Source organism: Sedimentibacter sp. MB35-C1 (assembly GCF_030913635.1).
Taxonomy (GTDB): domain Bacteria; phylum Bacillota; class Clostridia; order Tissierellales; family Sedimentibacteraceae; genus Sedimentibacter.
Genome location: NZ_CP133188.1, coordinates 3,308,717 through 3,333,623, shown reverse-complemented (window position 1 = coordinate 3,333,623; position 24,907 = coordinate 3,308,717). Strand labels below are relative to the sequence as shown.

The 24,907-nt window shown below is 34.3% G+C and carries 23 protein-coding genes; 15 read left to right on the top strand and 8 right to left on the bottom strand.

The features are described from left to right. Positions 1 to 82: 82 nt before the first annotated feature. Complete coding sequence (locus tag RBQ61_RS16215) at positions 83 to 958, bottom strand: MerR family transcriptional regulator (RefSeq protein ID WP_308138255.1); 876 nt, start codon at positions 956 to 958, stop codon at positions 83 to 85. Between the two features lie 177 nt (positions 959 to 1,135). Here RBQ61_RS16215 and RBQ61_RS16210 point away from each other — a divergent pair, with 177 nt between their 5' ends. The 10 genes from RBQ61_RS16210 to RBQ61_RS16165 all read left to right on the top strand — a co-directional run bounded on the left by RBQ61_RS16210 (position 1,136) and on the right by RBQ61_RS16165 (position 12,441). Beyond that, positions 1,136 to 2,014 (top strand): helix-turn-helix transcriptional regulator, encoded by an 879-nt coding sequence (locus RBQ61_RS16210; RefSeq protein ID WP_308138254.1) that lies wholly within the window; start codon positions 1,136 to 1,138, stop codon positions 2,012 to 2,014. A gap of 26 nt (positions 2,015 to 2,040) precedes the next feature. Then, entirely contained in the window at positions 2,041 to 3,300 is a 1,260-nt protein-coding gene (locus RBQ61_RS16205) for a cytochrome c biogenesis protein ResB (RefSeq protein WP_308138253.1), read from the top strand. Beyond that, entirely contained in the window at positions 3,297 to 4,115 is an 819-nt protein-coding gene (gene ccsB / locus RBQ61_RS16200) for a c-type cytochrome biogenesis protein CcsB (protein WP_308138252.1), read from the top strand. The genes RBQ61_RS16205 and ccsB overlap by 4 nt, the downstream gene beginning before the upstream one ends. 79 nt (positions 4,116 to 4,194) lie before the next feature. Next, entirely contained in the window at positions 4,195 to 5,205 is a 1,011-nt protein-coding gene (locus tag RBQ61_RS16195; RefSeq protein ID WP_308138251.1) for a radical SAM/SPASM domain-containing protein, read from the top strand. Beyond that, positions 5,195 to 5,731: a hypothetical protein gene (locus RBQ61_RS16190; protein WP_308138250.1), complete on the top strand. Its 537-nt coding sequence runs from the start codon at positions 5,195 to 5,197 to the stop codon at positions 5,729 to 5,731. The genes RBQ61_RS16195 and RBQ61_RS16190 overlap by 11 nt, the downstream gene beginning before the upstream one ends. Then, positions 5,716 to 6,141 (top strand): staygreen family protein, encoded by a 426-nt coding sequence (locus RBQ61_RS16185; RefSeq protein WP_308138249.1) that lies wholly within the window; start codon positions 5,716 to 5,718, stop codon positions 6,139 to 6,141. Before RBQ61_RS16190 ends, RBQ61_RS16185 begins: the two co-directional genes overlap by 16 nt. Positions 6,142 to 6,401: 260 nt before the next feature. Beyond that, on the top strand, positions 6,402 to 7,883 hold the full coding sequence (locus RBQ61_RS16180) for a Na+/H+ antiporter NhaC family protein (protein ID WP_308138248.1): 1,482 nt from the start codon (positions 6,402 to 6,404) through the stop codon (positions 7,881 to 7,883). A gap of 35 nt (positions 7,884 to 7,918) precedes the next feature. Continuing rightward, on the top strand, positions 7,919 to 8,989 hold the full coding sequence (gene tdh / locus RBQ61_RS16175) for an L-threonine 3-dehydrogenase (protein WP_308138247.1): 1,071 nt from the start codon (positions 7,919 to 7,921) through the stop codon (positions 8,987 to 8,989). Positions 8,990 to 9,023: 34 nt separating this feature from the next. After that, on the top strand, positions 9,024 to 10,205 hold the full coding sequence (locus RBQ61_RS16170; RefSeq protein ID WP_308138246.1) for a glycine C-acetyltransferase: 1,182 nt from the start codon (positions 9,024 to 9,026) through the stop codon (positions 10,203 to 10,205). 268 nt (positions 10,206 to 10,473) lie between these two features. Beyond that, positions 10,474 to 12,441: a translation factor GTPase family protein gene (locus RBQ61_RS16165; protein ID WP_308138245.1), complete on the top strand. Its 1,968-nt coding sequence runs from the start codon at positions 10,474 to 10,476 to the stop codon at positions 12,439 to 12,441. A gap of 7 nt (positions 12,442 to 12,448) precedes the next feature. Here the strand turns inward: RBQ61_RS16165 and RBQ61_RS16160 are convergent, their stop codons facing one another. After that, complete coding sequence (locus RBQ61_RS16160; protein ID WP_308138244.1) at positions 12,449 to 13,354, bottom strand: cation diffusion facilitator family transporter; 906 nt, start codon at positions 13,352 to 13,354, stop codon at positions 12,449 to 12,451. Positions 13,355 to 13,554: 200 nt separating this feature from the next. Continuing rightward, positions 13,555 to 15,537 carry an FAD-dependent oxidoreductase gene (locus tag RBQ61_RS16155; RefSeq protein ID WP_308138243.1) on the bottom strand — a complete coding sequence of 661 codons (1,983 nt, stop codon included), beginning with the start codon at positions 15,535 to 15,537 and terminating at the stop codon, positions 13,555 to 13,557. Between the two features lie 177 nt (positions 15,538 to 15,714). Between RBQ61_RS16155 and RBQ61_RS16150 the strand changes: the two genes are divergently transcribed. Further along, positions 15,715 to 16,302: a TetR/AcrR family transcriptional regulator gene (locus RBQ61_RS16150; protein ID WP_308138242.1), complete on the top strand. Its 588-nt coding sequence runs from the start codon at positions 15,715 to 15,717 to the stop codon at positions 16,300 to 16,302. Positions 16,303 to 16,401: 99 nt separating this feature from the next. On the opposite strand, the gene catA is transcribed toward RBQ61_RS16150, so the two are convergent. The 5 genes from catA to RBQ61_RS16125 are packed head-to-tail and all read right to left on the bottom strand — an operon-like array spanning position 16,402 to position 18,918. Then, complete coding sequence (catA, locus tag RBQ61_RS16145; protein ID WP_308138241.1) at positions 16,402 to 17,043, bottom strand: type A chloramphenicol O-acetyltransferase; 642 nt, start codon at positions 17,041 to 17,043, stop codon at positions 16,402 to 16,404. Positions 17,044 to 17,085: 42 nt separating this feature from the next. Next, positions 17,086 to 17,928 (bottom strand): 4Fe-4S binding protein, encoded by an 843-nt coding sequence (locus RBQ61_RS16140; protein ID WP_308138240.1) that lies wholly within the window; start codon positions 17,926 to 17,928, stop codon positions 17,086 to 17,088. Next, positions 17,928 to 18,080 (bottom strand): CD1871A family CXXC motif-containing protein, encoded by a 153-nt coding sequence (locus tag RBQ61_RS16135; protein WP_308138239.1) that lies wholly within the window; start codon positions 18,078 to 18,080, stop codon positions 17,928 to 17,930. Before RBQ61_RS16135 ends, RBQ61_RS16140 begins: the two co-directional genes overlap by 1 nt. Positions 18,081 to 18,089: 9 nt before the next feature. Next, entirely contained in the window at positions 18,090 to 18,710 is a 621-nt protein-coding gene (locus RBQ61_RS16130) for a TlpA disulfide reductase family protein (RefSeq protein ID WP_308138238.1), read from the bottom strand. After that, a complete protein-coding gene (locus RBQ61_RS16125; RefSeq protein ID WP_308138237.1) occupies positions 18,694 to 18,918 on the bottom strand; it encodes a helix-turn-helix transcriptional regulator in 225 nt (74 codons plus the stop codon). Before RBQ61_RS16125 ends, RBQ61_RS16130 begins: the two co-directional genes overlap by 17 nt. A gap of 332 nt (positions 18,919 to 19,250) precedes the next feature. On the opposite strand from RBQ61_RS16125, the gene RBQ61_RS16120 reads away from it, so the two are divergent. The 4 genes from RBQ61_RS16120 (at position 19,251) to RBQ61_RS16105 (ending at position 24,824) form a co-directional block, all read left to right on the top strand. Continuing rightward, a complete protein-coding gene (locus RBQ61_RS16120) occupies positions 19,251 to 20,105 on the top strand; it encodes an AAA family ATPase (protein WP_308140135.1) in 855 nt (284 codons plus the stop codon). Positions 20,106 to 20,299: 194 nt separating this feature from the next. Beyond that, complete coding sequence (locus RBQ61_RS16115) at positions 20,300 to 21,700, top strand: sigma-54-dependent Fis family transcriptional regulator (protein WP_308138236.1); 1,401 nt, start codon at positions 20,300 to 20,302, stop codon at positions 21,698 to 21,700. A 126-nt stretch (positions 21,701 to 21,826) separates the two neighbouring features. Next, complete coding sequence (locus RBQ61_RS16110) at positions 21,827 to 23,359, top strand: Na+/H+ antiporter NhaC family protein (RefSeq protein WP_308138235.1); 1,533 nt, start codon at positions 21,827 to 21,829, stop codon at positions 23,357 to 23,359. Between the two features lie 40 nt (positions 23,360 to 23,399). After that, positions 23,400 to 24,824, top strand: a complete 1,425-nt coding sequence (locus tag RBQ61_RS16105; protein ID WP_308138234.1) for an amidohydrolase family protein — start codon at positions 23,400 to 23,402, stop codon at positions 24,822 to 24,824. The last annotated feature ends 83 nt before the right edge of the window (positions 24,825 to 24,907 follow it).

The following is a 24,907-nucleotide window of genomic DNA, read 5'->3' as shown; positions in this document are numbered from 1 at the left end:
TATTACTAAATTCCTTTACTTGAATTATATATGAACTAATGAAAGTTAAAATGCAGTTATCACAACAAATTTATGCGTTTTTTCACAGTTGTTTTTTAACTATTGGAATCTGTAGTTTTATCATCATATCACGTCCATCATATAAAAATGCGGGAGTTTCAAATAAAACTTCACCTATATAATCTCCAACTATTTCATAATCATTTTTATTTATATAATCAAGAAGCTGTTTTAAACATTCTGTTTCTCTATATTTACCATTTTCAGATATCATACCATCACAGTAAATACAAAGATAGTCATTTTCAGGAATTATATCAACAGGGGTATTAATATAATCATTATCTATAAAAACAAATGCTTTGCTTACTATTAAATTATTATTTCGTAAATCATCTTTTGATATTATGCATCCAATATTATGGAATAGTGTTAAATTAAGATTGCTTTCTAAAAACTCCTGTTTCACATGTCTTAGACACAAATCCCATGTTAGTAATGTTTCATCTGCGGAATTATTTATATCATCAATTAAAAATTTGATTATATCAAACCTTATGATGGCTCTCTTTTTTATATGCTCCAAAATCACTTCGTTGCAAACAGGTTTTGATTTGTATGCTTTAATAGTTTCAGATATTCTCTGAGCTTCCTGTTTTGATAATTGTAACTTGTGTATTTTATTTGATAGTAGTTCTATCTGTTTATTAATTAAATTTAGTAAGTAGTCAACATCTTGTTTTTCCATTATTTGTTTTATTTCTTGCAGAGAAAGTCCTATGGATTTTAAAAATGTAATCATATCTAATCGTGATGACTGTTCAATAGAATAGTATCTATAACCTGTCCTTTTGTCAATAATATGCGGAATAATAAGTCTATACTCATGATAAAGGCGTAAAGTCTTTTCAGAAATTCCATGAAGTTTTGCCATTTTTCCAATACTTAATTTGTCCATAAAAATCACCCTATAAGTTATTGTAATATTACAACTGTTGCATATTGTACCATATATAACGTGTTTTGTAAAATGTTTCACATATTTTGTCGTAATTACTTGACTTTACCCTTGGGGTAAGATTTAAAATATGAAATAAGTAATAACTTTTAATAATATTAAATGGAGGTTATACATATGGACACCCTAAATTCCAGACTACTTATTGTTACATGCGAAGAATCATTTGTTAAGCATGATTTTGTAACACTTTATGTTCCTTTAGGTAAAAGATTAACAATACAGGTAGCAAATGACAGTATAGATTTAAATGTAAAGGATGTGTGTATGATAAAACCAAAATTAAAGCATAGGTTATTTTGTAGTGAGAAAACAGTAGTTGCATGTATAATGCTTGAACGTTCAATTGCATATAGTTCATTAATGCCTATGATTACAAGCTGTAATATGCTTTTTGAATTTCTTGTAGAATGCCAACATACTGATGAATGTATTGAGTATCTTAGTTTCTCTTATGAAAGTGGAGAGGATGTTATAGAACTTGCCAATTTCATATGTAAAGAGAATATGCAAAAGAAAACATCTTATAAAGCAGCTATAAAGGCTGCATTAACAAGTATTTTTGTAATTCTGTTAAGGAATTATACAGTTAATTCTTCATTAAAAAACATACCATCTAATAGTCAGTTTTCATTGATTATTGGGTACTTATGTGAGAATTATAGAAATGCAACCTTAAAAGAAACAGCCAAACATTTTAATTATCACCCTAATTCCATATCCTCTATTATTAAGAAAAACCTTGGAAAGAGTTTTTCTGAGGTTTTACGTGACATTCGCCTTAAAAATGCATGTATGCTTTTAAAAGAAACAAATTTAACTATATGTGAGATTGCTTCTCTATGTGGTTATGAGCATATGACTAATTTTTATAATACATTCAAGTCAAAATATGGGATTACCCCAAAAGTGTTTAGAAAAAGATCAAAAATGTATTTAAGTGATATACAGAATAACAATAAATTTAAAAAGCCCCTTAAAACTATTTATAATTAAAAATTTTGTGACAGGGAGAAAGACTAATGCTAAAAAAATTTACCAATTTTTTAACAAGCCTTAAATTTGGAATTATCTTGTTCGTGATGATAGCTGTATATTCAATAATTGGTACAGTTATACCTCAAGGAATGGATATAGAGTTTTATTTGCATCAATATAAGACGTTTGGCAGTCTTATGGTTTCTTTGCAATTTGACCATGTGTACAGTTCGAATATTTACATAGTAATAGTATTCATTTTCATAATAAACTTGGTAGGCTGTACGCTGAAAATATTGCCTGTTCAATTAAAGAAAATGAAAAATACGTATGTTCCTAAAAGTGGAAAAAACAATGAAAATCTTTATGAGAATGGGATGGATATTGAAAATGTTAAGGAAATGCTAAAAAAGAAAAAGTTCAAAATTGTAGACACTGAAGATGGTATTTATGCAATTAAACACAGCTTGGGTCATATAGGTTCATCAGTAACTCATCTAGGAATTGTTGTAATAATTTTAGGTGCTGTTTTAGGGAATATGTTTGTGCATGAAGGATATGTAAACTTAATACCTGGCGAAATTAAAGAATTTAAAGAATTTGGATTTTCTCTTGAATTAAATGATTTTTATATGGACTTTAGAGAAGACGGTTCAATTGAGCAATACTACAGCGAATTAACTGTTTATGAAGGTGAACAAAAATTAAAGGAAGAAAAAATTTGGGTAAACAATCCTCTTAGCTATAAAGGTATGTACTTTTACCAGTCTAATTATGGTTGGGCAAGCAATATGCAGATTAAGGATAAAGATGGCAGCGTGCTTTTTGAAAGTATATTAAAGGATAATCCTCATGCTTTTTATGAGCCAGAAAATCTTATAATAGTTTTATATGGTTTTTTCCCTGACTTTAGTATGGATAGATATGGTAACCCCATAACCTTATCTCAGCATATGAAAAATCCCGCTTATGCAGTAGCGCTTTACAATGAAGAAAGTTATGTGGATTCATATATAGTGACTCCGGGAGAACCTATAGAGTACAATGACTTAACAATTAAGTTTGTTGATTCTGTTTTATATACAGGATTACAATACAGACAGGATTTTGGTTATTACTATGTATTGGTGGGAAGTATAATTTTGACCTTGGGAATACTTTTATCATTTTATTTTTATCCGAAATATATATTAATCTCATCTGAATCTGTAATTCCTGTAACAAGACAAAATACTTGGGGATTTACGATAAAAATCAAAAGAATATTGAAAGAACAAAATAAATGTAAGGGGGAAATACAATGAATATAGTTTTCTTTGAAGAAGTAACATTTACCATAGCATTTTATATATATATTGCAGCATCCTTGGGATTTTTCGTTTTTCTTGTGGGAGGCAAAGAGAAGGTTGGTAAATTTGCCGTGAATGCAACAGTAGTAGGATTTATTGTTCACACAGTGGCAATGATTCTTAGAGTAGTAGAATCAGGAAGACTGCCTTTTAGCAATCAGTTTGAATTTGCAAGCAGTTTTACATGGGGCATAGTTTTATGCTATTTGATTATTCATTTTTACTATAAATTTACGTCAGTTGGTGCATTTGTAATGCCACTTGCATTTTTAATGATGGGATATGCATCTGTTCTTCCAAAAGAAATAAAACCCTTAATGCCTGCTCTTCAAAGTAATTGGCTTTCATTCCACGTAGGATCTGCAATTATTTCTTATGGCTCCTTTGCAGTTGCATGTGGTTTGTCCATTATGTATTTAATTAGCAGTAAAAATATGAAAAGTGTAAAAAGTAAAATTTTGCCTGATGAAGAAGCTTGTGATCACTTAAGCTACAGAGTTATTGCATTTGGATATATGATGTTGACAGTTGTAATAGTCTCCGGTGCTATTTGGGCAAAATATGCTTGGTCAAGATTCTGGGCATGGGACCCTAAAGAAACATGGTCACTGATAACTTGGCTAATATATTCAGTATATCTGCATCTTAGATTTAACAGAAACTGGAAGGGAAAACTTGCAGCATGGTTTGCAGTAATCGGATTTATATGCGTAATATTTACTTTTATAGGTGTAAATGTATTGCTACCAGGCCTACACAGTTATAAATAGTAATATTGGTTAGAAGGTGAATTATGCTGTTAAAACATGTTAAGGACAAACTTATTTATAACTATAAAAGGAGGATTACATGAATCATATATCCTGGAATACAACAAAAAAGTGTAATTTATATTGCAAGCATTGTTACAGGGAATCAGGACCGGAAAAGATGGATGATGAACTATCGACTGATGAAGGAAAAAAACTCTTGGACCAAATGGTTAAAGCCGGAATGAAAGTTATAGTTTTAAGCGGTGGAGAACCAATGATAAGAGATGATATATTTGAACTTATAAGCTATGCCAAGTCCATAGGCATGACTATACTTATGGGCAGCAACGGAACTCTTATTGACAAAGAAAAGGCAGAAAAACTTAAAGGTAGCGGCTTAAGCGCCATTGCAATAAGCATAGACAGTTTAGACCCTGAAAAACACAATAGGTTTAGAGGTTCCAACACAGCTTTCCAAAAAGCTATAGAAGGTGTAAATAATTGTGTAGAAGCAGGGATAAGAGTTCAATTAAACTGTACTGTTACAAAACAGAATTTAGAAGAAATAGAAAATATTGCGGATTTTGCTTCAAATTTAGGAGCTGCATCAAGTCACATGTTATTTTTGGTTGACACAGGAAGAGGTAAAAATATAAAGGAAGCTTCGTTGGATATTAAAGAATACAAAAAAGCAATCAATAGAATTATTGATAAGGATTTAGAGCTTGACATGCTGGTTAAACCTACATGTGCCCCCCAATATAAGGTTGAATCATTGTTAAGGGGTATTGAGTCATTAAAAAATACTACCAGAGGATGTATTGCAGGTGTAAGTTACTGCTCAATACTGCCTAACGGAGACGTGCATATATGCCCCTATGCACCGGTAAAGGTTGCAAGCATAAGAGAAGATACATTTGATTATATTTGGGAAAACAATGAAATTTTTAATAAATTAAGAGATTATAAAAACTATAAAGGACAATGCGGTCATTGCCAATATATAAATATCTGTGGAGGCTGTAGAGCAAGAGCTTTCAGCAATACCGGAGACTGGTTGGAAGAAGACCCATATTGTCTATTATCAGGAGGCGTAAATGAAATATAAAATGTTAAATGTAAAAGATTTAGCTACAATTGCAATGTGTGTAGCGATTGCTGTGGTTTTGGGAAAAGTTGTTGGAGTATTCCATAAAATTCTTCCGTTTTCCCGAGGTGTTATCAATGCACCGTTCTTTAGTTTTATCATAGCAATGATGTTGTACAAAGTAAGAAAACCGGTAGCAGTATCTTTGTTTGCGGTTGCGTATGGCTTCATGATGGCAAGAATGTCAATCTTTGCAACAATCTCAATAGCAGCAGGAGGAATTGTGGCTGATATAATTATTAGTATTATCCTTAGAGATTTTAAATCTGATACTAAGATTGCAATTTTTGCACCTATTTATTCAGTATGCGGAATTATTGCAACCTTTATAATGACAACCTTCTTCATAAAAAGTTCCTTGTATAGCTTTGGAGGAACTGTAGCCGTGGTTATAAGCGCTGTATCAGTTTATGGAGCCGGAGCCATAGGAGCATTCTTTGCAATGAAGCTGTATCAGACGAGGCTTAGTAAATGCTTACCAAACTGACAGTAGATTATCAGCTTAATGCTGAATATGAAAATATGGCTGACAGAGTATATACGCTGACTCATTCGGATTATACTGGACAAAGAATTTTATTTATAGGCAACCAAATAGACAAAGATAGACTTAGCAAGTGCAGAGACGAAGTGGAAGGAAGATGGATTAAAGAAAATTGTAAATTTGAACTCCAAATTACATGTAATTTATATTCAGAACACAGCTTACTTACATTACAAGAAAGATATGAAAAATTCAAATCTCACATTGTAAGAGCAATTACTGCAATTGTTAACGGTGATAAGGATTACATACTAAAAAATAACTGCGCAGAAAGTAACGTAAATGTAAGATATATTTCTGATTCAAAAAAATTTGTAGAATACAGAGGAAATGTAAGCGATTATTTAAAATAAGTTCAGTATTTTTATAGACCATCAAATAAAGACACCTCAGGGTGTCTTTGTTTTGTTAAATATTGAATTTCCAAGGTACATATAGTTTTATTTATGTAAGAAGTTTAAGCTGAATTACAATAACATACCATGGATTAGAGTGATTTAGATAGAATAAGGTTAATATAGTAGATTGAAAAAAACTAAGTGGTTGATATAATTGAAATGCAATAAGATATCTACGTAGTATATCAACATTTTAATAATATGGAGGAAACATAATGGAGAGTAATGGTAATATTATGTATGACGACGGAAGAAAGATAACAAATTTAGAATTTAGATTTGGTCCCGTTGGATCAGCTATCCCAATGTTATTTTTCATCGTATGGGCAATCGTTTGTAGTTTTAAGAATATTGCTAATGAACAGAGTTTAATAATTGGAGCTGTAATTGGTTTAGGCTTAGGATTGCTTATTTGTAAAAGTTCTGCCGAAAAATATTTAAAGGCTGTTACTGAAGGAATGACTCAGTCAGTTGCAGCTGTAGCCATTATTGCATGGTTTTGGGCTGGAATTTTTGCAGCGGTGTTACAAGTGGGTGGCTTGGTAGATGGATTGGTATGGGCAGGCGTTTCAACAGGAGTAAGTGGGTCTGTTTTTACCGTATTAACATTTATATTAGCAGCGTTATTTGGAACAGCTGTAGGTACTGGATATGGTACTTTAGTTGCGTTCACTATGTTAATGTATCCGGCAGGTGTTTTAATGGGTTCACATCCTTTAGTTCTTCTTGGCGCTATATTAAGTGGTTCAGCATTTGGAGACAATCTCGCACCTGTATCAGATACGACTATTATTTCAGCTGCAACGCAAGATACAGATATTATGGGCGTTGTTCGAACTAGGTTTAAATATTCTATTGTAGCAGCTTTTTTTGCAATAATTTTGTTTTTTATATTTGGCAGCTCTAAAACAGGGGTTATTGCAGACGCTAATTCATTAGAAATGATTAATGAATATATTAATCCAAAAGGACTTTTATTACTATTTCCTTTTGCACTTGTACTATTGTTGGCTTTCCGCGGAAAAAACCTTATTGTTTCAATTTCGTGGGGAATCGTCACTGCAATAATTATTATATTGGTTGCAGGTTTTGGTACAATGGAAGACATCCTGTGGTTCGATGTTTCAAATGGAACATTAGTTGGGGCTGTAGTTGATGGTGTTAGTGGTTACTTGCATATGTGTGTGCTGTTATTATTAATCATGTCATGTGGCTATTTAATAACTGCAGGAAACCTTATGAGATTAATGGAAGAAGCTATATTAAAGAAAGTGGGAAGTTCAGTTAAAAAGGCAGAGTTGGCAATTTGGACTATAGTTTCTATTCTAAATGCATTGATGAGCGTTAATGCGGCCGCAGAGATTACAGCTGCACCATTTGTAAAAAGCATTGGTAAAAGATTTAATATACATCCCTATCGTAGAGCTAATATGTTAGATGCGATTACTGCAGCAGGAGGATTTATTCTACCTTGGAGCGGTGGAGTACTTTTAGCGACTACAGTAGTAAATGGTATGTTGGATAAATATCCTTTTTTAACAAGTGTAACACCGGGGGAAATTTGGTATTTAGCTTTTCACGGATGGATATTAGTGCTTGTAATGCTGTTTGCAGCTCTAACTAGTTGGGACTTAAAATATATTGGAGAGGACGGCAAACCGTCAAAAGTAAATTCGAAAAAAGAATTATGTAAATAAAAAAAATAATGTAAATAAAATAGGAGTTGAAAAAAATGAAAGGAAAAATGAAAGCTATTGTTAAGACAAAGGCTGCACCTGGAGCAGAATTGAAGGAGGTAGATATTCCTAAAATAGGGCCTAAAGAAGTTTTAGTAAAAGTACATGCAGCATCAATTTGTGGGTCTGATTTGCACATATATCAGTGGGATAAATGGTCACAAAGTAAAGTGAATCCGCCTGTTACTATCGGGCATGAATTCTCAGGAGAAGTTGTTGAGCTGGGTTCTGATGTTACAACGTTGAATGTAGGTGATATTGTATCCTCGGAAACTCATTTTGTGTGTGGGCATTGTGAACAATGCAGGACAAACCAAGCGCATATTTGTCCCAACACTGTCATACTAGGGATTAATGTTAATGGCGTTTTTGCCGAATATGTTGCAATACCTGAAGCAAGCGCATGGAAAAATACATTAGATGTGGATCCTGCATATTTAGCAATTCAAGAACCTCTTGGCAATGCGGTACACACGATTTTATCTGGAGATACAGTAGGAAAATCAATTTCTATTGTAGGATGTGGCCCTGTAGGAGCATTAGCAATTCCTGTAGCAAAAGTAGCTGGAGTTAAAACACTAATTGCTGTGGAGCCAAACGAATATCGAGCTAAGTTAGCTTACAAGCTTGGTGCAGATATAGTTATTAACCCGCTTAAAGATGATCCAATAAAAGCTATAAAAGAAGTTACTGATGGACAAGGTGTAGATATTGTTGCAGAGATGTCAGGCAATCCAATTGCACTAAAACAAGCATTAAAGTATGTAAAACCTGGCGGCAGAATTTCCCTTTTAGGATTAGCAAGTGAAGAAATATCACTGGATATTGCAAATGATGTAATTTTTAAGGGCATTACAATAAAAGGGATTGTTGGGAGACGGCTGTTTGAGACATGGTACCAAGTTAAAGGAATACTAGAATCTAAAGACTTTAATATTATGCCAGCAGTTACTCATAGATTTAAACTTGAAGATTTCGAAGAAGCATTTGATTTGATGCAAAAAGGTAATAGTGGTAAAATTGCACTATATCCAGATAACGAGATATTTAATAAATACAGCAAATAAATGCTCGTTATATATACGGAGGTAAATTATATAAATGTTTAGCCAAAAATTATTTTTGAAAGAAATTGAGGAAAGCAAAGCGAAAGGGATGTATAAGCCGTTGCCAGTTCTTCAAAGTGCAAATGGTGCAGAAATTGTGTTGGACGGTAAAAAAACGATTAACTTAAGTTCAAATAATTATTTAGGATTGGTTGATCATCCTGAGGTAAAAGCAGCAGCTATTCAAGCAATCGAAAAATACGGTGTTGGTGCATCCTCAGCAAGAAATATTATAGGAAATACAGACTTATACGAAGAATTAGAGCTAAAATTGGCAAAATTTAAAAACGAAGAAGCAGCACTGGTTTTTCAATCGGGATTTACAGTAAATTTGGGCTCCATACCAATAATTGCTGGTGAGGGTGATTTGATTATATCCGATGAACTTAATCACGCTAGTATTATTGATGGAACTAGGTTTAGCAAGGCAAATAAAATAATAATACGCCATATGGATATGGAAGACTTAGAAAAAAAGTTAAAAGAAAATCGTGCAAAATATAAAAATGTTTTAATTGCAACAGATTCTGTATTTAGTATGGATGGTGATATTGCTCCATTACAGGACATGACATTTTTAGCGGAAAAATATGACTCTTTACTTTATGTTGATGATGCTCATGGTACGGGAATTTTGGGGAAGAAAGGTCGAGGTGTCGCTGATCACTTTGGCTTAACCGGTAAAATTGATTTTACAGTAGGAACATTATCTAAGGCGATTCCTGCTGTAGGTGGGTATATTGTTGGATCAAATTTAATGAAAAACTGGCTTGAGAGAAACTCAAGACCAATTTTATTTAGTACTTCTATTCCGGCAAGTGCAATAGCTGCATCAATTAAGGTAATAGAACTACTTGAAAAATCAGAGGATATTAATAATATACTATGGGAAAATACAAATTATTTTAAAGATGGGTTAACTAAACGAGGAATTAATATTGGTAATAGCAAAACTCCTATTATTCCAATAATGATTGGTGATGAGGAAAAGGCAAAAAACTTTAGCCAAAAACTTAAGGAATGTAATATTTTAGCGTCATCTATTGTTTTCCCCGTAGTACCAAAAGGAAAAGCTCGCGTACGCTGTATTATAACGGCAAATCATACGAAGCAACAATTAGACTATTGCATTGACAATATTGAGAAAATAGCAAAAGCAATGAGAGTTATAAAATAATTATATAACTTTTATAAAAAGGATACAAATTTGTCAACAGCCGTTAGATACTTTCTTATTGCAGATAGTGTAAATAATGAAAACTGTTTGCTGTAGGAATAAAACGCGTCTTTTGTCAATAACATTTTAAAAAGTCTAGGCATAATAAAAAAGATGATTTCTGTGTTCAACAGGAGTCATCTTTTTGAGTTGAATTGGGGCTAGAATTAAATTGAATTGTTTATAAACATGTTGTAAAATGATATATCAGATGAAAAAAGGAGTTACTATGAAAAAAACAATAGGGATTTTTGCTCATGTGGATGCAGGGAAGACTACTTTCACAGAACAACTTCTTTATAATACAGGCAGTATACGAAATTTAGGAAGAGTTGATCATAAAACTTCAAGCATGGATACCGACGAAATAGAACAGAGCAGGGGAATTACGATTTTTTCTGATCAAGGTATTTTTCAATTTAATAATGATACCTATTATATCATAGATACCCCCGGACATATGGATTTCTCGGCAGAGACTGAACGATCTATGTCTGCCCTTGATTACGCAATTTTAATAATAAGCGGGAGCTCGGGCGTTCAAGCTCACACTACGACATTATTTAACTTATTAAATTCATACAATATTCCTACTTTTATTTTTATTAATAAAGCTGATATAGATAGTTTTAATCTGCAAGGAATAATAGCTGACATTAAAGACAAGCTTACTTGTGATATACTATATCTTAATTCAGTTAAGGATATAAATAATCAATGCACCGCTGAATTTGTAGCAGACAGAGACGATAATTTTTTAGAATCTTATTTGCAAGAAAATTATAATTCAGAAGACTTAATAGTAGCTGCTATCAATATAATAAAAAAGAGAATTTGCTTTCCTCTAATGGCAGGCTCTGCCTTAAAGGGGATTGGAATAGATAATTTTTTAGAAGTATTTTCTAAGCTGACTAAAACTGAATATCAAGAGAAAGAAGACAACAATTTTGTTGGAAAGGTCTATAAGATACGCCATGATGATAAGGGAATACGACTTACTTTTATAAAGGCGCTATCAGGGAAATTGCGCATTAAGGATGAATTTACATTCATAAAAGATGGCCAAGCTTCATCTGAAAAAGTAAATGAAATAAGAGTATATAATGGTAAAAAATATGAAACTAAAAATGAAATATCAGCAGGAGACGTATTTGCTGTTGTAGGCTTCAAATCTCCTGTATGTGGTACGATGATAATTTCAGGTGAAACAATAATAGAGCAAGCTAGTAATTTTCACTTGACTGCAGCTCTTAAGTCGAAGGTAAACATATTAGATAAAACAGATGTAACAATATTGATGGAAAAACTGCGAATATTAGAATCTGAAGATCCGGCGTTATCAGTTACCTATAGAGAGGAAACGGAAGATATATTAATTAGTATAATGGGAAGGATTCAGCTTGAGATATTAGAAAATGTTATGAAGTCTAGGTTTGGGATATCAGTTGGTTTTGAAAAACCGCAGGTTGAATACAGAGAAACAATATTATCAGCGGTAACGGGGTATGGGCATTTTGAACCACTTCGCCATTATGCAGAAGTGCAGCTAGATCTGGTACCAACTGCCCGCGGCAGTGGAATCACCTATGAGAGTCAGTGCCACGTTGACAACTTGATTCTAAATTATCAAAATACAATAGAGAATCATACATTTGAAAGAGTCCATAAAGGAGTGCTGACCGGTTCTCCAATAACGGACATAAAAATAATTTTAATGGATGGACGTTCTCATATTAAACATACTGAGGGCGGCGATTTTAGAGAAGCTACCTATAGAGCAATAAGGCAAGGTTTAGAAAAAGCAGAATCTATTTTATTAGAGCCATTTTACAGTTTTGAGATTTATGCTGAAGAAACTTATATGGGAAAAATTATGTCTGATATACACAAATTAAGGGGCAATTGTGAACCACCAGTTCTTAATTGTGGAAATGTTTATATAAAAGGAAGAGGGCCTGTGGAATCTTTTATGGATTACAGTATAGAGCTAATGTCATTTACTAAGGGTACAGGAAGCATGAGCCTAATGTATGATGGATATGACTTGTGCGAAAATTCAATTGAAGTAATAAATAAAATAGGATATGACAAAGAAAGAGATGTAGAGAATACATCAACGTCTGTTTTTTGTACAAAGGGAACTTCTTATACTGTGCCGTGGTATGAAGCAGAGAAGTACATGCATACGATTAATTAATACCAAATTATATATGGTGATGATTGATAAGTTTTGATGGGTTTACATGAATCATGCAGTGTTTAACTCCAGCAATATTTTTCTCGATTTCGTTATGAATGGAATGGGCAACATTATGGGAATGCACAAAGCTAGTATCTTTGTTTAACGTTATTTCCAAATCAACATATATTTTTGAACCATATTGACGTGTCTTAATAACATCAATAGCCAATACCTCTTTATTGATGTTAATAATCTCCTCTATTGTAGATATTATTTCAGAAGAGCACGAAGTATCTATTACCTTTTTACAAGCATCTACACAGATTTCAAAAGCAGCTTTAAATATAAAAAGAGAAATAATTAGGCAGGCAATTGCATCTACCGCAGGATAGCCTAAACGAATTCCTATAATTCCAATTAAGCTGCCTACAGATGATAAGGCATCAGTTCTGTGGTGCCAAGCGTCAGCCACCATTGAAGATGAATTTATTTTTTGGGCGCATTTTATGGTAAAGTGATACATCCATTCTTTGGTCCCTATAGAAATTGCAGCTATAATAATAGCGGATGTATTGAGCAACAAATTCTGTTTAAGTGTTTCCACAGGATGAAGCAACTTTTGAAATCCATCCCATCCAATCCTGCCTCCAATTACAAAAAGCATAATTCCTAATAAAAATGCTATTATGCATTCAATTTTTTCATGTCCATAGGGGTGACTTTTATCAGCGGGTTTATTAGAAAATTTTATTCCAAGTAAAACGACAAATGTACTGAAAATATCAGTTAGCGAATGAATTGCATCACAAATCAAACTTGTGGAAGAAATTAAGAATCCAAACAAGCCTTTAAAAACAAATAGTAATAGATTTATAATCATACTCTGTAAAGATATTTTATATGCTAAATGTGATTCTTCTGTAGTCATTATTTTACCACCTATTTGAATAGTGAGATTTGCCAATAATTAACGCCATTAATTACTTCCATTATATGAAAATGTAATGTATTAGTGATAGGAAGGATAAGAAGTTTATAAGAAATTGTTATCTACGTGTTATAGAATTTAAGCCCTACAAACTAAAAAGCCATCTCATCAATTTTGAGATGGCTTCTTAATTTTAAATTTTATAACTCTTTGGCAAGTTCATATGCATTCCAAATAGAATACATAATATTGTGAACCTTTTGAGAGTCGCCTATGTTGTGTACAATTAAATCAGTATTTTTCAAACTTTCAAATAAACCATTGTTTTCTTTATAGCCGACAGCTGAAATAACAGTATCAACCGAAATGCTTTTAGTTCCATCTGCATTCTCATAAGTAACTGATCCATTATCAACGGATACAACCTTTGTACTTTCAAGCACAGTTACTTTGTGGAATTTCAGCAGATCTTCCAGCATGAAATGATTCATGTGAGGCAATGCATTGGCACCTCCGAGTATTTCAGGTGCAACTTCAATTATTGTAACATTTGCTCCTTGCTGTGCAAGCCATAATCCTGTTTCACATCCTACAAGTCCACCACCTATAATTGCAATATCCTTTCCGGTTTTTGCTTTGCCCAATAATACTTCATTAGCCAATACTGCTTTGCCATTACCTCCGAAAGGTATTACAACAGGAGTAGAACCGGTTGCTACAATAACTTCATCTGCTCCATAAGAAGATATTGTATCTTCTGTAACATTACAATTCAAATTCACTTCGACATTCAACAGTTCCAATTGTTTTTTATACCAGTTGATTAAAGCTCTGTCATAACGCTTAAAGTGGGGAACACTTCCCGGAATAAGATTGCCTCCAAGCTCACCGCTTTTCTCGCAAAGAATTACCTTATGACCTCTTTCAGCTAGAACTCTGGCCGATTCCATACCGCTGGGGCCACCGCCTATTACTAAAAATTTCTTTATTTTATGTGCTGGAACAAGACCGTAAATTTTTTCTCGACCGCAAGCAGGATTAACCGCACAACTAACCGGACCGTGTCCTATTCTTCCAAGACATCCCTCGTGGCAGCCAAGGCACGGTCTTATTTCATCCAGTCTTCCTGTACGAATTTTTTCCGGATAATAAGGATCTGTTAATAATTGTCTGCCCAGACCAATAATATCGCAGCTTGTTTTTAGTGCTTCAACAGCAAGCTCAGGGTTTTCCATTCTTCCTGCTAAAATAATCGGAACATTTATATGCTTTTTAAGTATTTCTCCAAATTCACGATACATTCCTTCTTCAAAATACATCGGCGGATGATTCCAGTACCAAGAATCGTATGTACCTGCATCAACATTAAGTGCGTCATATCCTGCTTCTACTAAAATTTTAGCAGCTTCAATTCCTTCTTCAATATCTCTGCCGGCTTCTTCATATTCTTCACCTGGAAGACCGCCTTGGCGAAGACCCTTCATACAGCTTTTAAGACTGTACCTCAATGAAACTGGAAAATTCTTTCCGCAAGCTGCTTTGATTCCTTTTACAATATCTGTTGCTAATCTTAATCTATTTTCTAATGATCCTCCATATTCATCGGTTCTCTTATTAAAAATAGGAATTGCAAACTGATCCAAAAGATATCCTTCATGAACTGCATGAATTTCAACTCCGTCAAAACCCGATTTTTTAGAAATAACTGCTGCCATTACAAATTTTTGAATCAAATTTTTTATTTCTTCTTTTGTCATTTCCCTATGAATTATCTTAGGATCAAAGCGATTTTCATTTTCCGAAGGAGCAATACATTTGCTTACAAACCCAGGTAATGCACTTCTTCCCAATCCGCCTGTCAATTGAATAAATATTTTTGTGCCGTATGCGTGAACACGTTCGTTCATCTGATACGCAGCATGAATAAAAGCCAATGGTGTTTGTGTTGGGCAGGGCAGTCCAGGTTTTGATAAACCTTCTATATTAATATCCACGCTGCAAATACCTGTAATAATCAGTCCAATTCCGCCTTTTGCTCTTTCAACATAATAATCTTGGATTCTTTGATTAAATGCACCAAATGCATCTGCATATCCAACAGGTCCCATCGGTGCCATTGATAATTTGTTTTTCAGCACAACATTACCAATTTTAGTGGGTTCAAAAAGCTCAAAATATTTCATATTGTTCCTCCCTTTATTTTTTATATATTTAAGATAACGAATTCGCCGAACCGGTTATCTTAAATATAATATATATAAATTTTTAACAAATGTCAATAATTTATTTTTTGACAATTGAAAAAAATGTTTTTTTATTATATATTAGTCTAGTAAAGAAACAACTAAAGGAGATTGTATATGAAAGAAAAAACGTCTAGGACATTGCAGGCTGAAAATACAAAGAATAGAATTTTAGATGAAGCGTTAAAATTAATGAAGCAAAAAAACTATGATGATATAAGTATTAAGGAAATTTGCAAGAATGCCGGTGTATCTGTAGGGGCATTTTACCATCATTTTATAAGCAAATCTGGAATTGTTATAGCCGCTTATGAAAGAACAGATGTTTTTTTCGAGACAGATGTTATTAAAAGAATAGATAAATCTAATATTAAAAAAGCTATTGTTTTGTATTTATGCGAACAAGCAGCCTATGCAGAATATACAGGAATAGATGTTATAAGAAATATTTACAAGGCACAAATGGATAATGGAAGTATGTTTTTCTTATCCAAAGATAGGGCTTTGCCGAGAGGATTACATGATTTAATTGTAAGCGGGCAGGAAACTGGGCAGCTGTCAAAATCAAAAAGTGCAGATCAAATAACAGATGAGCTGTTAATAGTAGGAAGAGGGGTTATATATAATTGGGCTTTATGTTCCGGTAACTATCCAATATCAAAAAAACTGGCTTCAATTGTAGATGGATATTTAAGCAGCCTATAAAAGGTTTCGAAAAACAATTTGAATTATATAATTATATCAGCACAATATTTTGTAACAAATAACAGCTTTCAAAAATGAATGCTGTTATTTATTATACTACTATATAAATTCGTTCGCCCAATCTTGCAGTTCATTTATAAATCTCGCTAAATGGAACCCGTCGCAAACAGCATGGTGTACTTGAATTGATAGTGGGAGCACAACTTTTTCGTTCTCGGAAAAATATTTTCCGATTGTAAAGATGGGCGGGAAGAAGTCATATCCATTTTGTAAATTTAGATTAAACCCGGTAAATGAAACCCATGGAATACAAGAAACATTGAACAGGTTATTTCCATTTGCAGGCTTTGAAACGTCTGCTCTTTCATTGCCATATGTTTTCATATCGCTAAGGTAGCTATTATAAAAAAGTTCGAAATTTTCTTCGTATTCTGTCCAGACTTCGCTGATTTTCTCTGTTTTATCATGAAATACAGTGAAGCAGGGATTGGTTTTATCATACCATCCGATATTGCCGTTGCTGTCTTTTGCCATGCGAAATTCACTATGACGATTCACAATATAAGAGATTCCATAAAGTATTACGGGGAAGATTTTTAGTTTTTTCCCCTTTATCTGTTTTAGCAGCTTGGTTATATCAAGGTTGACACACATGCTGTATGTGCATGGGACATCAGTTGAGTAATGCTTGAAAGCGTCAGCGCGCTCCCAGCTTTTTATATCAATTTTATTAAAAGCCATTTAATCTTCCTCCGAATATGTTTTTTATTACCTTGTAGTAGGTCATTTTTTGAAGCCACTTGAAATTGCGTTATGGGGGCATATATTTTTACATTCGCTGCATCGTATGCACTCTGTGCTGTTGATGTTTTTAGTAATTTCTACGTTCATTTTGCAGTTTCTCTCACATATTTTGCATCCGGTACATTTTGTTTTATCAACATCCATTTGATAAAAACTAAATTTGTTAAATAATGCGTATAGTGCACCGAGAGGGCAGAGATATTTGCAAAACGGGCGATATGTAATAATGGAAAAAATTATAATCGCAAGCAATACGCCAAGTTTCCAAAAAAATAATGCACCTATGGTGTTTTTTAATTCTTCGTTCATTGCCAAAAGCGGAATGCCGCCCTCTAACGTCCCGGCAGGACAAATCAGCTTACAAAAGTAAGGATTCCCCATACCGTATTGGTTGGTAATAATTAGCGGTAAAGCAATAACAAATACTATTAAAACAAAATATTTCAAATAACGCAAGGGCTTGTCAATATTTTTTGGAACTGTAAACTTTGGTCTTCTGATTTTGTAAAGCAAGTCCTGTACGAATCCAAACGGGCATAAAAACCCGCAGATAAGGCGGCCACACAGAATGCCAAACAGCATAATGAAGCCGAGAATATAAAACGAGAACTTGAAGCTACGATCGCCCAATACCGCCTGTAATCCTCCTATGGGGCAGGAACCCAGCGCGCCGGGGCAGGAGTAACAATTAAGTACCGGGACGCAAATAAGCTTTGTCTTGCCGGTGAAAATTTTTCCTTTTACAAATCCTGCGGCATACCCGTTTATAATAATAGCAGCAATAAGCTGTATAATATGTCTTTTGTTTGTTTTACTTTTCATTAGCCTATCCCTATGCACTCAAGGCAAATGTTGACTGCCTTTTTTAGTACTACAAATTGTTCTTCTCGCATTAGGCCAATGCCGATAAATGCCAGCGCCAACACGAGAATGATATATTTGATATATGGTTGTGTATTATGTGATGCTTTCATATTTGTACCCTATTGTATTGATGCTGTTTCGTCTATAAGTGCAATTCTGTCAAGGATTGCTTGTCTGTAGTCTTCTCCAGTTCTGCCTCCAAAATGGGGAGTACCAACAATTTTTCCGTTGCAATCTACAAATATAGTAGTGGGAAAAATATTAGCTTGATTTGTCAGTGCCGTTTGCAATGTTTCATCTGGAACAAGCGTCATAAAATTTGCGCCTGCATCTTCCATAACCTCTGAAGCAAATTTAACAGCTTTCTTATCGTCTACTGTATCTACGCATATGGAAATAATATTACTTCCTTCTGGTCTGTCATCATAAAGCTTTGCAATATCAGGCATCTCAGCGATGCATGGACTGCAATTTGTTGTCCACAGGTTAATCATTGTTACTTTGTAATCCTTGAAAAAATCAGAAGTTACTTTTTCTCCAGTAACGGTAATAGTATCAAAACCCGATAAATCTACATCGGAATAAAGTTTTGTTTGCTCGGCATTTTGTTCAGCAACTTGCTCGTCAGTGAGAACCACCACATCACTGGGGCCTCTGAGAAGCATAATTGCAAACATAATTACGGCAACACCCAATATTGATCCAACTACAATTCCTGCTATTTTAATTATTTTCTTCATTTTCATTATCCTTTCTATATTCTAAAATATCGCCGGGCTGGCAGTCTAAAATTCTGCACAGTGCGTCAAGTGTGGTAAAGCGAAAAGCTCTAGCCCGCTGGTTTTTGAAATTTGAAACATTTGCCATCGTCATACCCAATTTTTCCGACAGCTCCGTCAATGATATTTTTCTCCTAGCCATCATAACATCTAAGTTTACAACAATCATATTGCGCCTCCTTAAAATACCAGGTCATTATCTTCTTTAATCTCAGCGGCTTTTTGAAAAACGCCGGCAATAACTTTGAAATGATAAAAAACTTTGAAATCTTTTTTCATGAGAAATAGTTCCTTTCTTATATTTGACTGGATCAGTATAACATAGGTTTAAATGAATTACAATAATTATTTATCGTTATTCTTTATATATTTATCGTTATTATGAAGAAAATAGAATTAATGGAAAAATGCTTTCAAAAAATTAGGTTGAATATTATTTTATAATCGGTTACTCTTTGAATATGTTCTATGAAAGGAGAAATTTACGGCAAGGAGATAATAATGGTTTATTTAAGTGTTATTACATTTCCAAATGAGGAAATAGAGTTTGATTTTTTTTTGGAGATAAAGAGAACGTGCTATGATTCATTTTATCCATTTAAAATATTATCAAGGCAGGGTCTTGAAAGAATTGACTTTGAGCCTATTACGATTTTATATGGCGGAAATGGATCGGGAAAATCTACAGCATTGAATGTTATAGCAGAAAAAACAGGTATTAAGCGAGATTCTATTTATAATAAATCCAATTTCTATCCTGATTATGTCAATATGTGCAATATACAGGTTGAAGCTGATATCCCTGCAAATAGCAGAATTATTACCAGTGATGATGTGTTTGATTACATGTTGAATATACGTAATCTCAATGAAGGAATTGATCAAAAGCGAGAAAGGCTTTTTGAGGAATACTTGGATGCAAAATATTCTAATTTTCAGATGAAGTCTATGGAAGATTATGAGCAGCTTCGAAAAGTGAATTATTCAAGAAGTAAAACGCAGTCTCGTTTTGTTAGAAAAACATTGATGGATAATGTTCGAGAGTATTCTAATGGGGAAAGTGCATTTTTCTATTTTACTGAAAAAATAGGTGAAAACGGATTGTATATACTTGACGAGCCCGAAAACAGTCTTTCTCCAAAACGACAGATAGAACTAGTTAAGTTTATTGAGGACTCCGAGCGGTTTTTAGGATGCCAGTTTATTATATCTACACATTCACCATTCCTGCTATCCATGAGAGGAGCTAAAATATATGATCTTGATGAGAAGCCTGTTGAAGTAAAACGATGGACTGAGTTGGAAAATGTGCGTATGTATTATGAATTTTTCAAACGTCACGAAAATGATTTTTAGTAAAAAAACAATAGGCAGGCGCGATAGTGGTATTGGTTGAAATTTGAATGCAAGAAAGCTTCCAGCTTAAAATGGAGTAATTGACACACATAATGAAGCAATGCGTTAATATACAGCAATCGAAATGTTTGCCTCTTCATGTCAATTATGATATACTTTTCTAATATAGATTGGCAGGTTAGCGGGGTGAAGCTATGAGCAATATTAACATTGAAAAGATGCTAAACATCTATAATTATTTCGATGGAATAATCATTACAGATGAAAAAGGTGTCATTCAGTATTATGCAAATTTTAGAACAGATGTGTATAATCTTCGGTTGGATGAAATCATCGGAAAAACTATCCTGGAAATTCATCCGGAAATGAAAAAGGAAGACAGTACTATTATGCGGGTATTGGAAACTGGAAAGCCTATATATGATCATGTGGAGCATTTGACTTCACCTCATGGCGACACAATAACTAATATCTGCAGCACAATACCTATACATCAAGGCGGAAAGATAGTTGGAGCTATTGATTTTTCAAGATGCATAGATGACAGGGTTCATGTAGATGTAGAGAGAAAGAAGATTGTATTGCCAAGTATAAATAACGATACAGATTCCATGTATCGTATCGATAACATTGTAACAACATCTAAAAAAATGAATGAAATTAAGAATATTATCCCATTGATTGCAAATACTGATTCACCGGTAATGATTTATGGTGAAACGGGAACAGGAAAAGAAATGATTGCGCAGAGTATACATACAGCAGGTAACAAATCATCAAAACGTTTTGTTTCACAAAACTGTGCGGCTATTCCGGAGACGTTGTTGGAAAGTATATTGTTTGGAACGGAAAAGGGTGCATTTACAGGCGCGGAAGATAAGCCCGGGCTTTTTGAATTGGCCAACGGCGGTACATTGTTTCTGGATGAAATTATTTCTATGCCTTTAGGGATGCAGGCAAAAATATTAAAAGCTATTGAAGAAAAAAGAGTAAGGCGAATTGGTGGAAATGAGTCCATTTCCTTTGACGTTAAAATTCTCAGTGCACTTAATCAGGAACCGAGAAAATGTATCCGTGAAGAAAAATTGAGAGAAGACCTTTACTACAGATTGAGCACTGTTTTTATAGAAATTCCACCGTTGCGAGATAGAATTGCAGATATACCTGTTATGGTAAATTATTTTATTGGACACAATAATATAAAAATGAATAAAAACGTTATGGGTATTTCTGAAGATGCTATGAAAATTTTTATGAATTATAAATGGCCCGGCAATGTAAGAGAACTTAAAAATATTATAGAGGGTGTTTTCAACATTATTGGTTCAGAGATGATTACATTAGAAGAATTGCCTGCATATATGCTGAACCATTTTCATGATGAACATAGTGAACTGATGGATATAGATGACAATTTGAGTCTTTTGGAGAGATTAGAGGAATATGAAAAAAGGCAATTGGTTATGGCTTTAGATTCTACGCGCAATGTTACAGAAGCGGCAAGAAAGTTGAAAATTTCAAAGCAGTCGATGAGTTATAAAATATTAAAATATGGATTAAAAACAAAAAGTAAAAAGTCAAAGAATTTTGACTAATATAAGTTAAAAAAAATTGACCCCGGTAATTGATGTTGTAGAAAAACATTGAAATTACCGGGGTTTTAATGTTGGCACGAATTATGCTGTTTATATACCTGAAAAATAAAAAAAGGAGATATAATCATGGACACAACATTTGGAGTTTTATGCCTTATCCCGCCGATTGTTGCGGTGGCTTTGGCATTAAAAACAAAACAAACAATCTTATCACTATTTGTAGCCGTATGGGTTGGTGCTACAATGCTGAACGGTTGGAATCCGATTGTAGGATTTGCTGCTATTTTTAGAGACTTCTTCATCCCTTCAATTGCAAGTGAGTGGAACGCAGGATTATTGTTACTTGTAACTCTTTCAGGTGGATTGGTTGCAATGCTGCGAGTGACTGGCTCTGCAAAAGCCTTTGCTAAAGCGATTACGAAGAAAATTAATAATGCAAAGAAAGGTCAAATAGTTACTGCGCTTTCTGCATTTATTTTCTCATACACGGAACCTTGTCTTATTCTTGGAACAATTATGAGACCGGTTACGGATTTAGTAAAAGTATCCAGAGCAAAACTTGCATATATCCTGGACTCGATGGGGTGTAATTTGGCTGCATTCTCACCAATTTCAAGTTATGGGCCTTTTATTGTAGGATTGATTGCAGCCGAACTCGCAGCAGGTAATGTTGAAGGAAATGAATGGTCAATCTGGCTGCATATGCTTCCATTTAATATGTACGGACTTTTTGCAATGATTACAGTTCTTATAGTTGCAATTTTTGGACTAAATATCGGGCCAATGCATAAGGAAGAATTGAGAGCAAGAAAAGAAGGCAAATTGCTTGCTGACGGTGTTGAGCCGCTGGTTCCGGAAACAAAAGAAGAATTTCCAGAAGGATATTTACCTTCTATGTGGAATTTTGCTATTCCAATGATCTGTTTATTTGTTTCGCTTTTCGCAACTATTTTCTGGACAGGAAATATTGGTGAAAACGGGTTTAAAGGAGCATTCTTAAATGGTAATATCACATTGGCAATTTCTATGGGTTTTGTCTGCGGAGGAATCGGCGCAGGTGCAGTAGGCGTAGCAACAAAATTATTTAAGCCTGATAAAGCATTTAACCATTTTGTTGATGGAATGGCGCAGCTGATTTCAGTTCCTTTTATTTTGGTATGCGCTTGGTCAGTTGGAAGTATCACAAGTCAGATGGAAGTTGGCGTTTATCTGGCAGGAATCGTTGAGAACTACCTGACTCCGGGGCTGGTACCTGTAATGGTATTTGTATTTGGAGCTGCAATTTCATTTGCAACAGGATCATCATGGGGTGTATGGTCAATTATGATGCCTATTGCATTTCCAATGGCAATTGCATTTAATCTGCCATATGCTTATATTGTCGGAGCAGTAATCGGTGGCGGATTATTTGGAGATCAATGTTCACCAATCTCTGATACTACAGTTCTTTCATCAACCGGCGCATCTTGTAATCACATTGTTCACGTACAGACTCAGCTGCCGTATGGACTAACGGTCGGAGCTTCTGCTGCAGTCGGTTTTTTATTCGGAGGACTGACAGGACAATATGTTTTGAGTATAGTTGTAACAGCAGTAGTTTTGGCTTGTTTGCTGTTTATCTTTGCAAAAATTTCAAGCAAGAAGGAAGCGATTGCTTAGCTTAAATTAAACATAACTATAAAAATTAAAGAGGTAAAGAATGAAACATGTAGATATGATAGTAAAGGCTCCTCACTTCTATACCATGGAAGGTGAAGGTGTAGGATATAAGAAAGAAGCTGCAATGATTGTTGATGGTGGAAAAATCCGTGATTTTATCGATATCAACAAAGTTAATCAAGAGTATGCTGCTGATGAAGTTCTCGATTTGGAAGAACATGTTGTTCTCCCGGGATTGATCGATGGACATATGCATACAGCGTGCAATGTTATGAGGGGTCTGGCACAGGACACAAATAACTGGATGATGTATGGGCTTCAGCCGTTCGATAATGCCGTAAATGATGATGAGCGTGATGCAGGAAGCAGAGTTGCAATTATTGAAGCGGTAAAGGCAGGAACAACAACTTTAGGCGATTATGAAGCAAACATGAATAATGTTTGTGCATTCATTGAGAAACTTGGGGCAAGAGGAAACATTACTCAAAACATCAGAGCTGCAAAGTATAAAGTCTACAAGCCCGGTGAACTCTATGAATTCGATGATACACAGGGAGAAGAGTTCCTGGCAAGAAATATAGAATTGTTTGATAAATGGAACAACAAGGCCGGCGGGAGAATAAAAATTCTCTTTGGGCCGCAAGGTGCAGATTTTGTAAGCCCTGAAATGTTGCTAAAAGTTCAGAAAGTTGTAAAGGAAAGAAAAACAAAAATCCATATGCATGTGCAGCAGGGTGATCGTGAGACCTACCAGATTGAAAAAAGATACGGTAAAAGGCCTGCTCAGTTTTTATCAGATATGGGATATTTAGATGAAAGTCTTATCGCGGTACATCTTACAGATTGTACTGATAAAGAGACTGAAATTATTGCTAAAAGCGGAGCTTCAATGATTGTCAATCCTGCATCCATAGGTATTATCGATGGAATTGTGTGCCCAAGTGTAGTATTCCAGAATTTCGGCGGAAATGTGGCTCTTGGATCTGATCAGGCACCGGGAAATAACTGTCACAACATTATTCATGAAATGAAAAATGTATGCTTGTTTAATAAAATTAAGTATGGCAATCCGGAAGTTATGCCCGCATGGAGAGCACTTCGCATGGCGACAATCGAAGGAGCGAGAGCTATTGGCTTGGGTGACATTGTGGGATCATTGGAAATCGGAAAAGAAGCTGATTTTATTGCAGTTAATTTGAACCATCCGTCAATGCAGCCGGTTTACACATATCCAATGAGAAATATTGTGCCAAATTTAGTATATAGTGCAAGAGGGTGTGAAGTTGATACTTCTGTTGTTCACGGTGATATTATTATGAGAAACCGAAAACTTCAGCATGTAGAAGAAATGGAACATATCGAGGCAATTAAAGCACATCCGAATAGAATCGGTGAAGCGGCAGCTAAGGAATTTTTTGATATTAACGGTACCAATGCAAGGTTTATGGCAGAAGGAAAACTGTAAAATTTAAAGAAATAAAAAAACACTTCCTGGGCAATATTGGGTCTGAATGCTCGAAGTGTTTTTTTATGGACTTTTATTTTGTA

Bases quoted from the DNA above. Each gene is read 5' to 3' on its own strand.
- RBQ61_RS16215 (WP_308138255.1), bottom strand. From the start codon at position 958: ATGGACAAATTAAGTATTGGAAAAATGGCAAAACTTCATGGAATTTCT.
- RBQ61_RS16210 (WP_308138254.1), top strand. From the start codon at position 1,136: ATGGACACCCTAAATTCCAGACTACTTATTGTTACATGCGAAGAATCA.
- RBQ61_RS16205 (WP_308138253.1), top strand. From the start codon at position 2,041: ATGCTAAAAAAATTTACCAATTTTTTAACAAGCCTTAAATTTGGAATT.
- ccsB (WP_308138252.1), top strand. From the start codon at position 3,297: ATGAATATAGTTTTCTTTGAAGAAGTAACATTTACCATAGCATTTTAT.
- RBQ61_RS16195 (WP_308138251.1), top strand. From the start codon at position 4,195: ATGAATCATATATCCTGGAATACAACAAAAAAGTGTAATTTATATTGC.
- RBQ61_RS16190 (WP_308138250.1), top strand. From the start codon at position 5,195: ATGAAATATAAAATGTTAAATGTAAAAGATTTAGCTACAATTGCAATG.
- RBQ61_RS16185 (WP_308138249.1), top strand. From the start codon at position 5,716: ATGCTTACCAAACTGACAGTAGATTATCAGCTTAATGCTGAATATGAA.
- RBQ61_RS16180 (WP_308138248.1), top strand. From the start codon at position 6,402: ATGGAGAGTAATGGTAATATTATGTATGACGACGGAAGAAAGATAACA.
- tdh (WP_308138247.1), top strand. From the start codon at position 7,919: ATGAAAGGAAAAATGAAAGCTATTGTTAAGACAAAGGCTGCACCTGGA.
- RBQ61_RS16170 (WP_308138246.1), top strand. From the start codon at position 9,024: ATGTTTAGCCAAAAATTATTTTTGAAAGAAATTGAGGAAAGCAAAGCG.
- RBQ61_RS16165 (WP_308138245.1), top strand. From the start codon at position 10,474: ATGAAAAAAACAATAGGGATTTTTGCTCATGTGGATGCAGGGAAGACT.
- RBQ61_RS16160 (WP_308138244.1), bottom strand. From the start codon at position 13,354: ATGACTACAGAAGAATCACATTTAGCATATAAAATATCTTTACAGAGT.
- RBQ61_RS16155 (WP_308138243.1), bottom strand. From the start codon at position 15,537: ATGAAATATTTTGAGCTTTTTGAACCCACTAAAATTGGTAATGTTGTG.
- RBQ61_RS16150 (WP_308138242.1), top strand. From the start codon at position 15,715: ATGAAAGAAAAAACGTCTAGGACATTGCAGGCTGAAAATACAAAGAAT.
- catA (WP_308138241.1), bottom strand. From the start codon at position 17,043: ATGGCTTTTAATAAAATTGATATAAAAAGCTGGGAGCGCGCTGACGCT.
- RBQ61_RS16140 (WP_308138240.1), bottom strand. From the start codon at position 17,928: ATGAAAAGTAAAACAAACAAAAGACATATTATACAGCTTATTGCTGCT.
- RBQ61_RS16135 (WP_308138239.1), bottom strand. From the start codon at position 18,080: ATGAAAGCATCACATAATACACAACCATATATCAAATATATCATTCTC.
- RBQ61_RS16130 (WP_308138238.1), bottom strand. From the start codon at position 18,710: ATGAAGAAAATAATTAAAATAGCAGGAATTGTAGTTGGATCAATATTG.
- RBQ61_RS16125 (WP_308138237.1), bottom strand. From the start codon at position 18,918: ATGATTGTTGTAAACTTAGATGTTATGATGGCTAGGAGAAAAATATCA.
- RBQ61_RS16120 (WP_308140135.1), top strand. From the start codon at position 19,251: ATGGTTTATTTAAGTGTTATTACATTTCCAAATGAGGAAATAGAGTTT.
- RBQ61_RS16115 (WP_308138236.1), top strand. From the start codon at position 20,300: ATGAGCAATATTAACATTGAAAAGATGCTAAACATCTATAATTATTTC.
- RBQ61_RS16110 (WP_308138235.1), top strand. From the start codon at position 21,827: ATGGACACAACATTTGGAGTTTTATGCCTTATCCCGCCGATTGTTGCG.
- RBQ61_RS16105 (WP_308138234.1), top strand. From the start codon at position 23,400: ATGAAACATGTAGATATGATAGTAAAGGCTCCTCACTTCTATACCATG.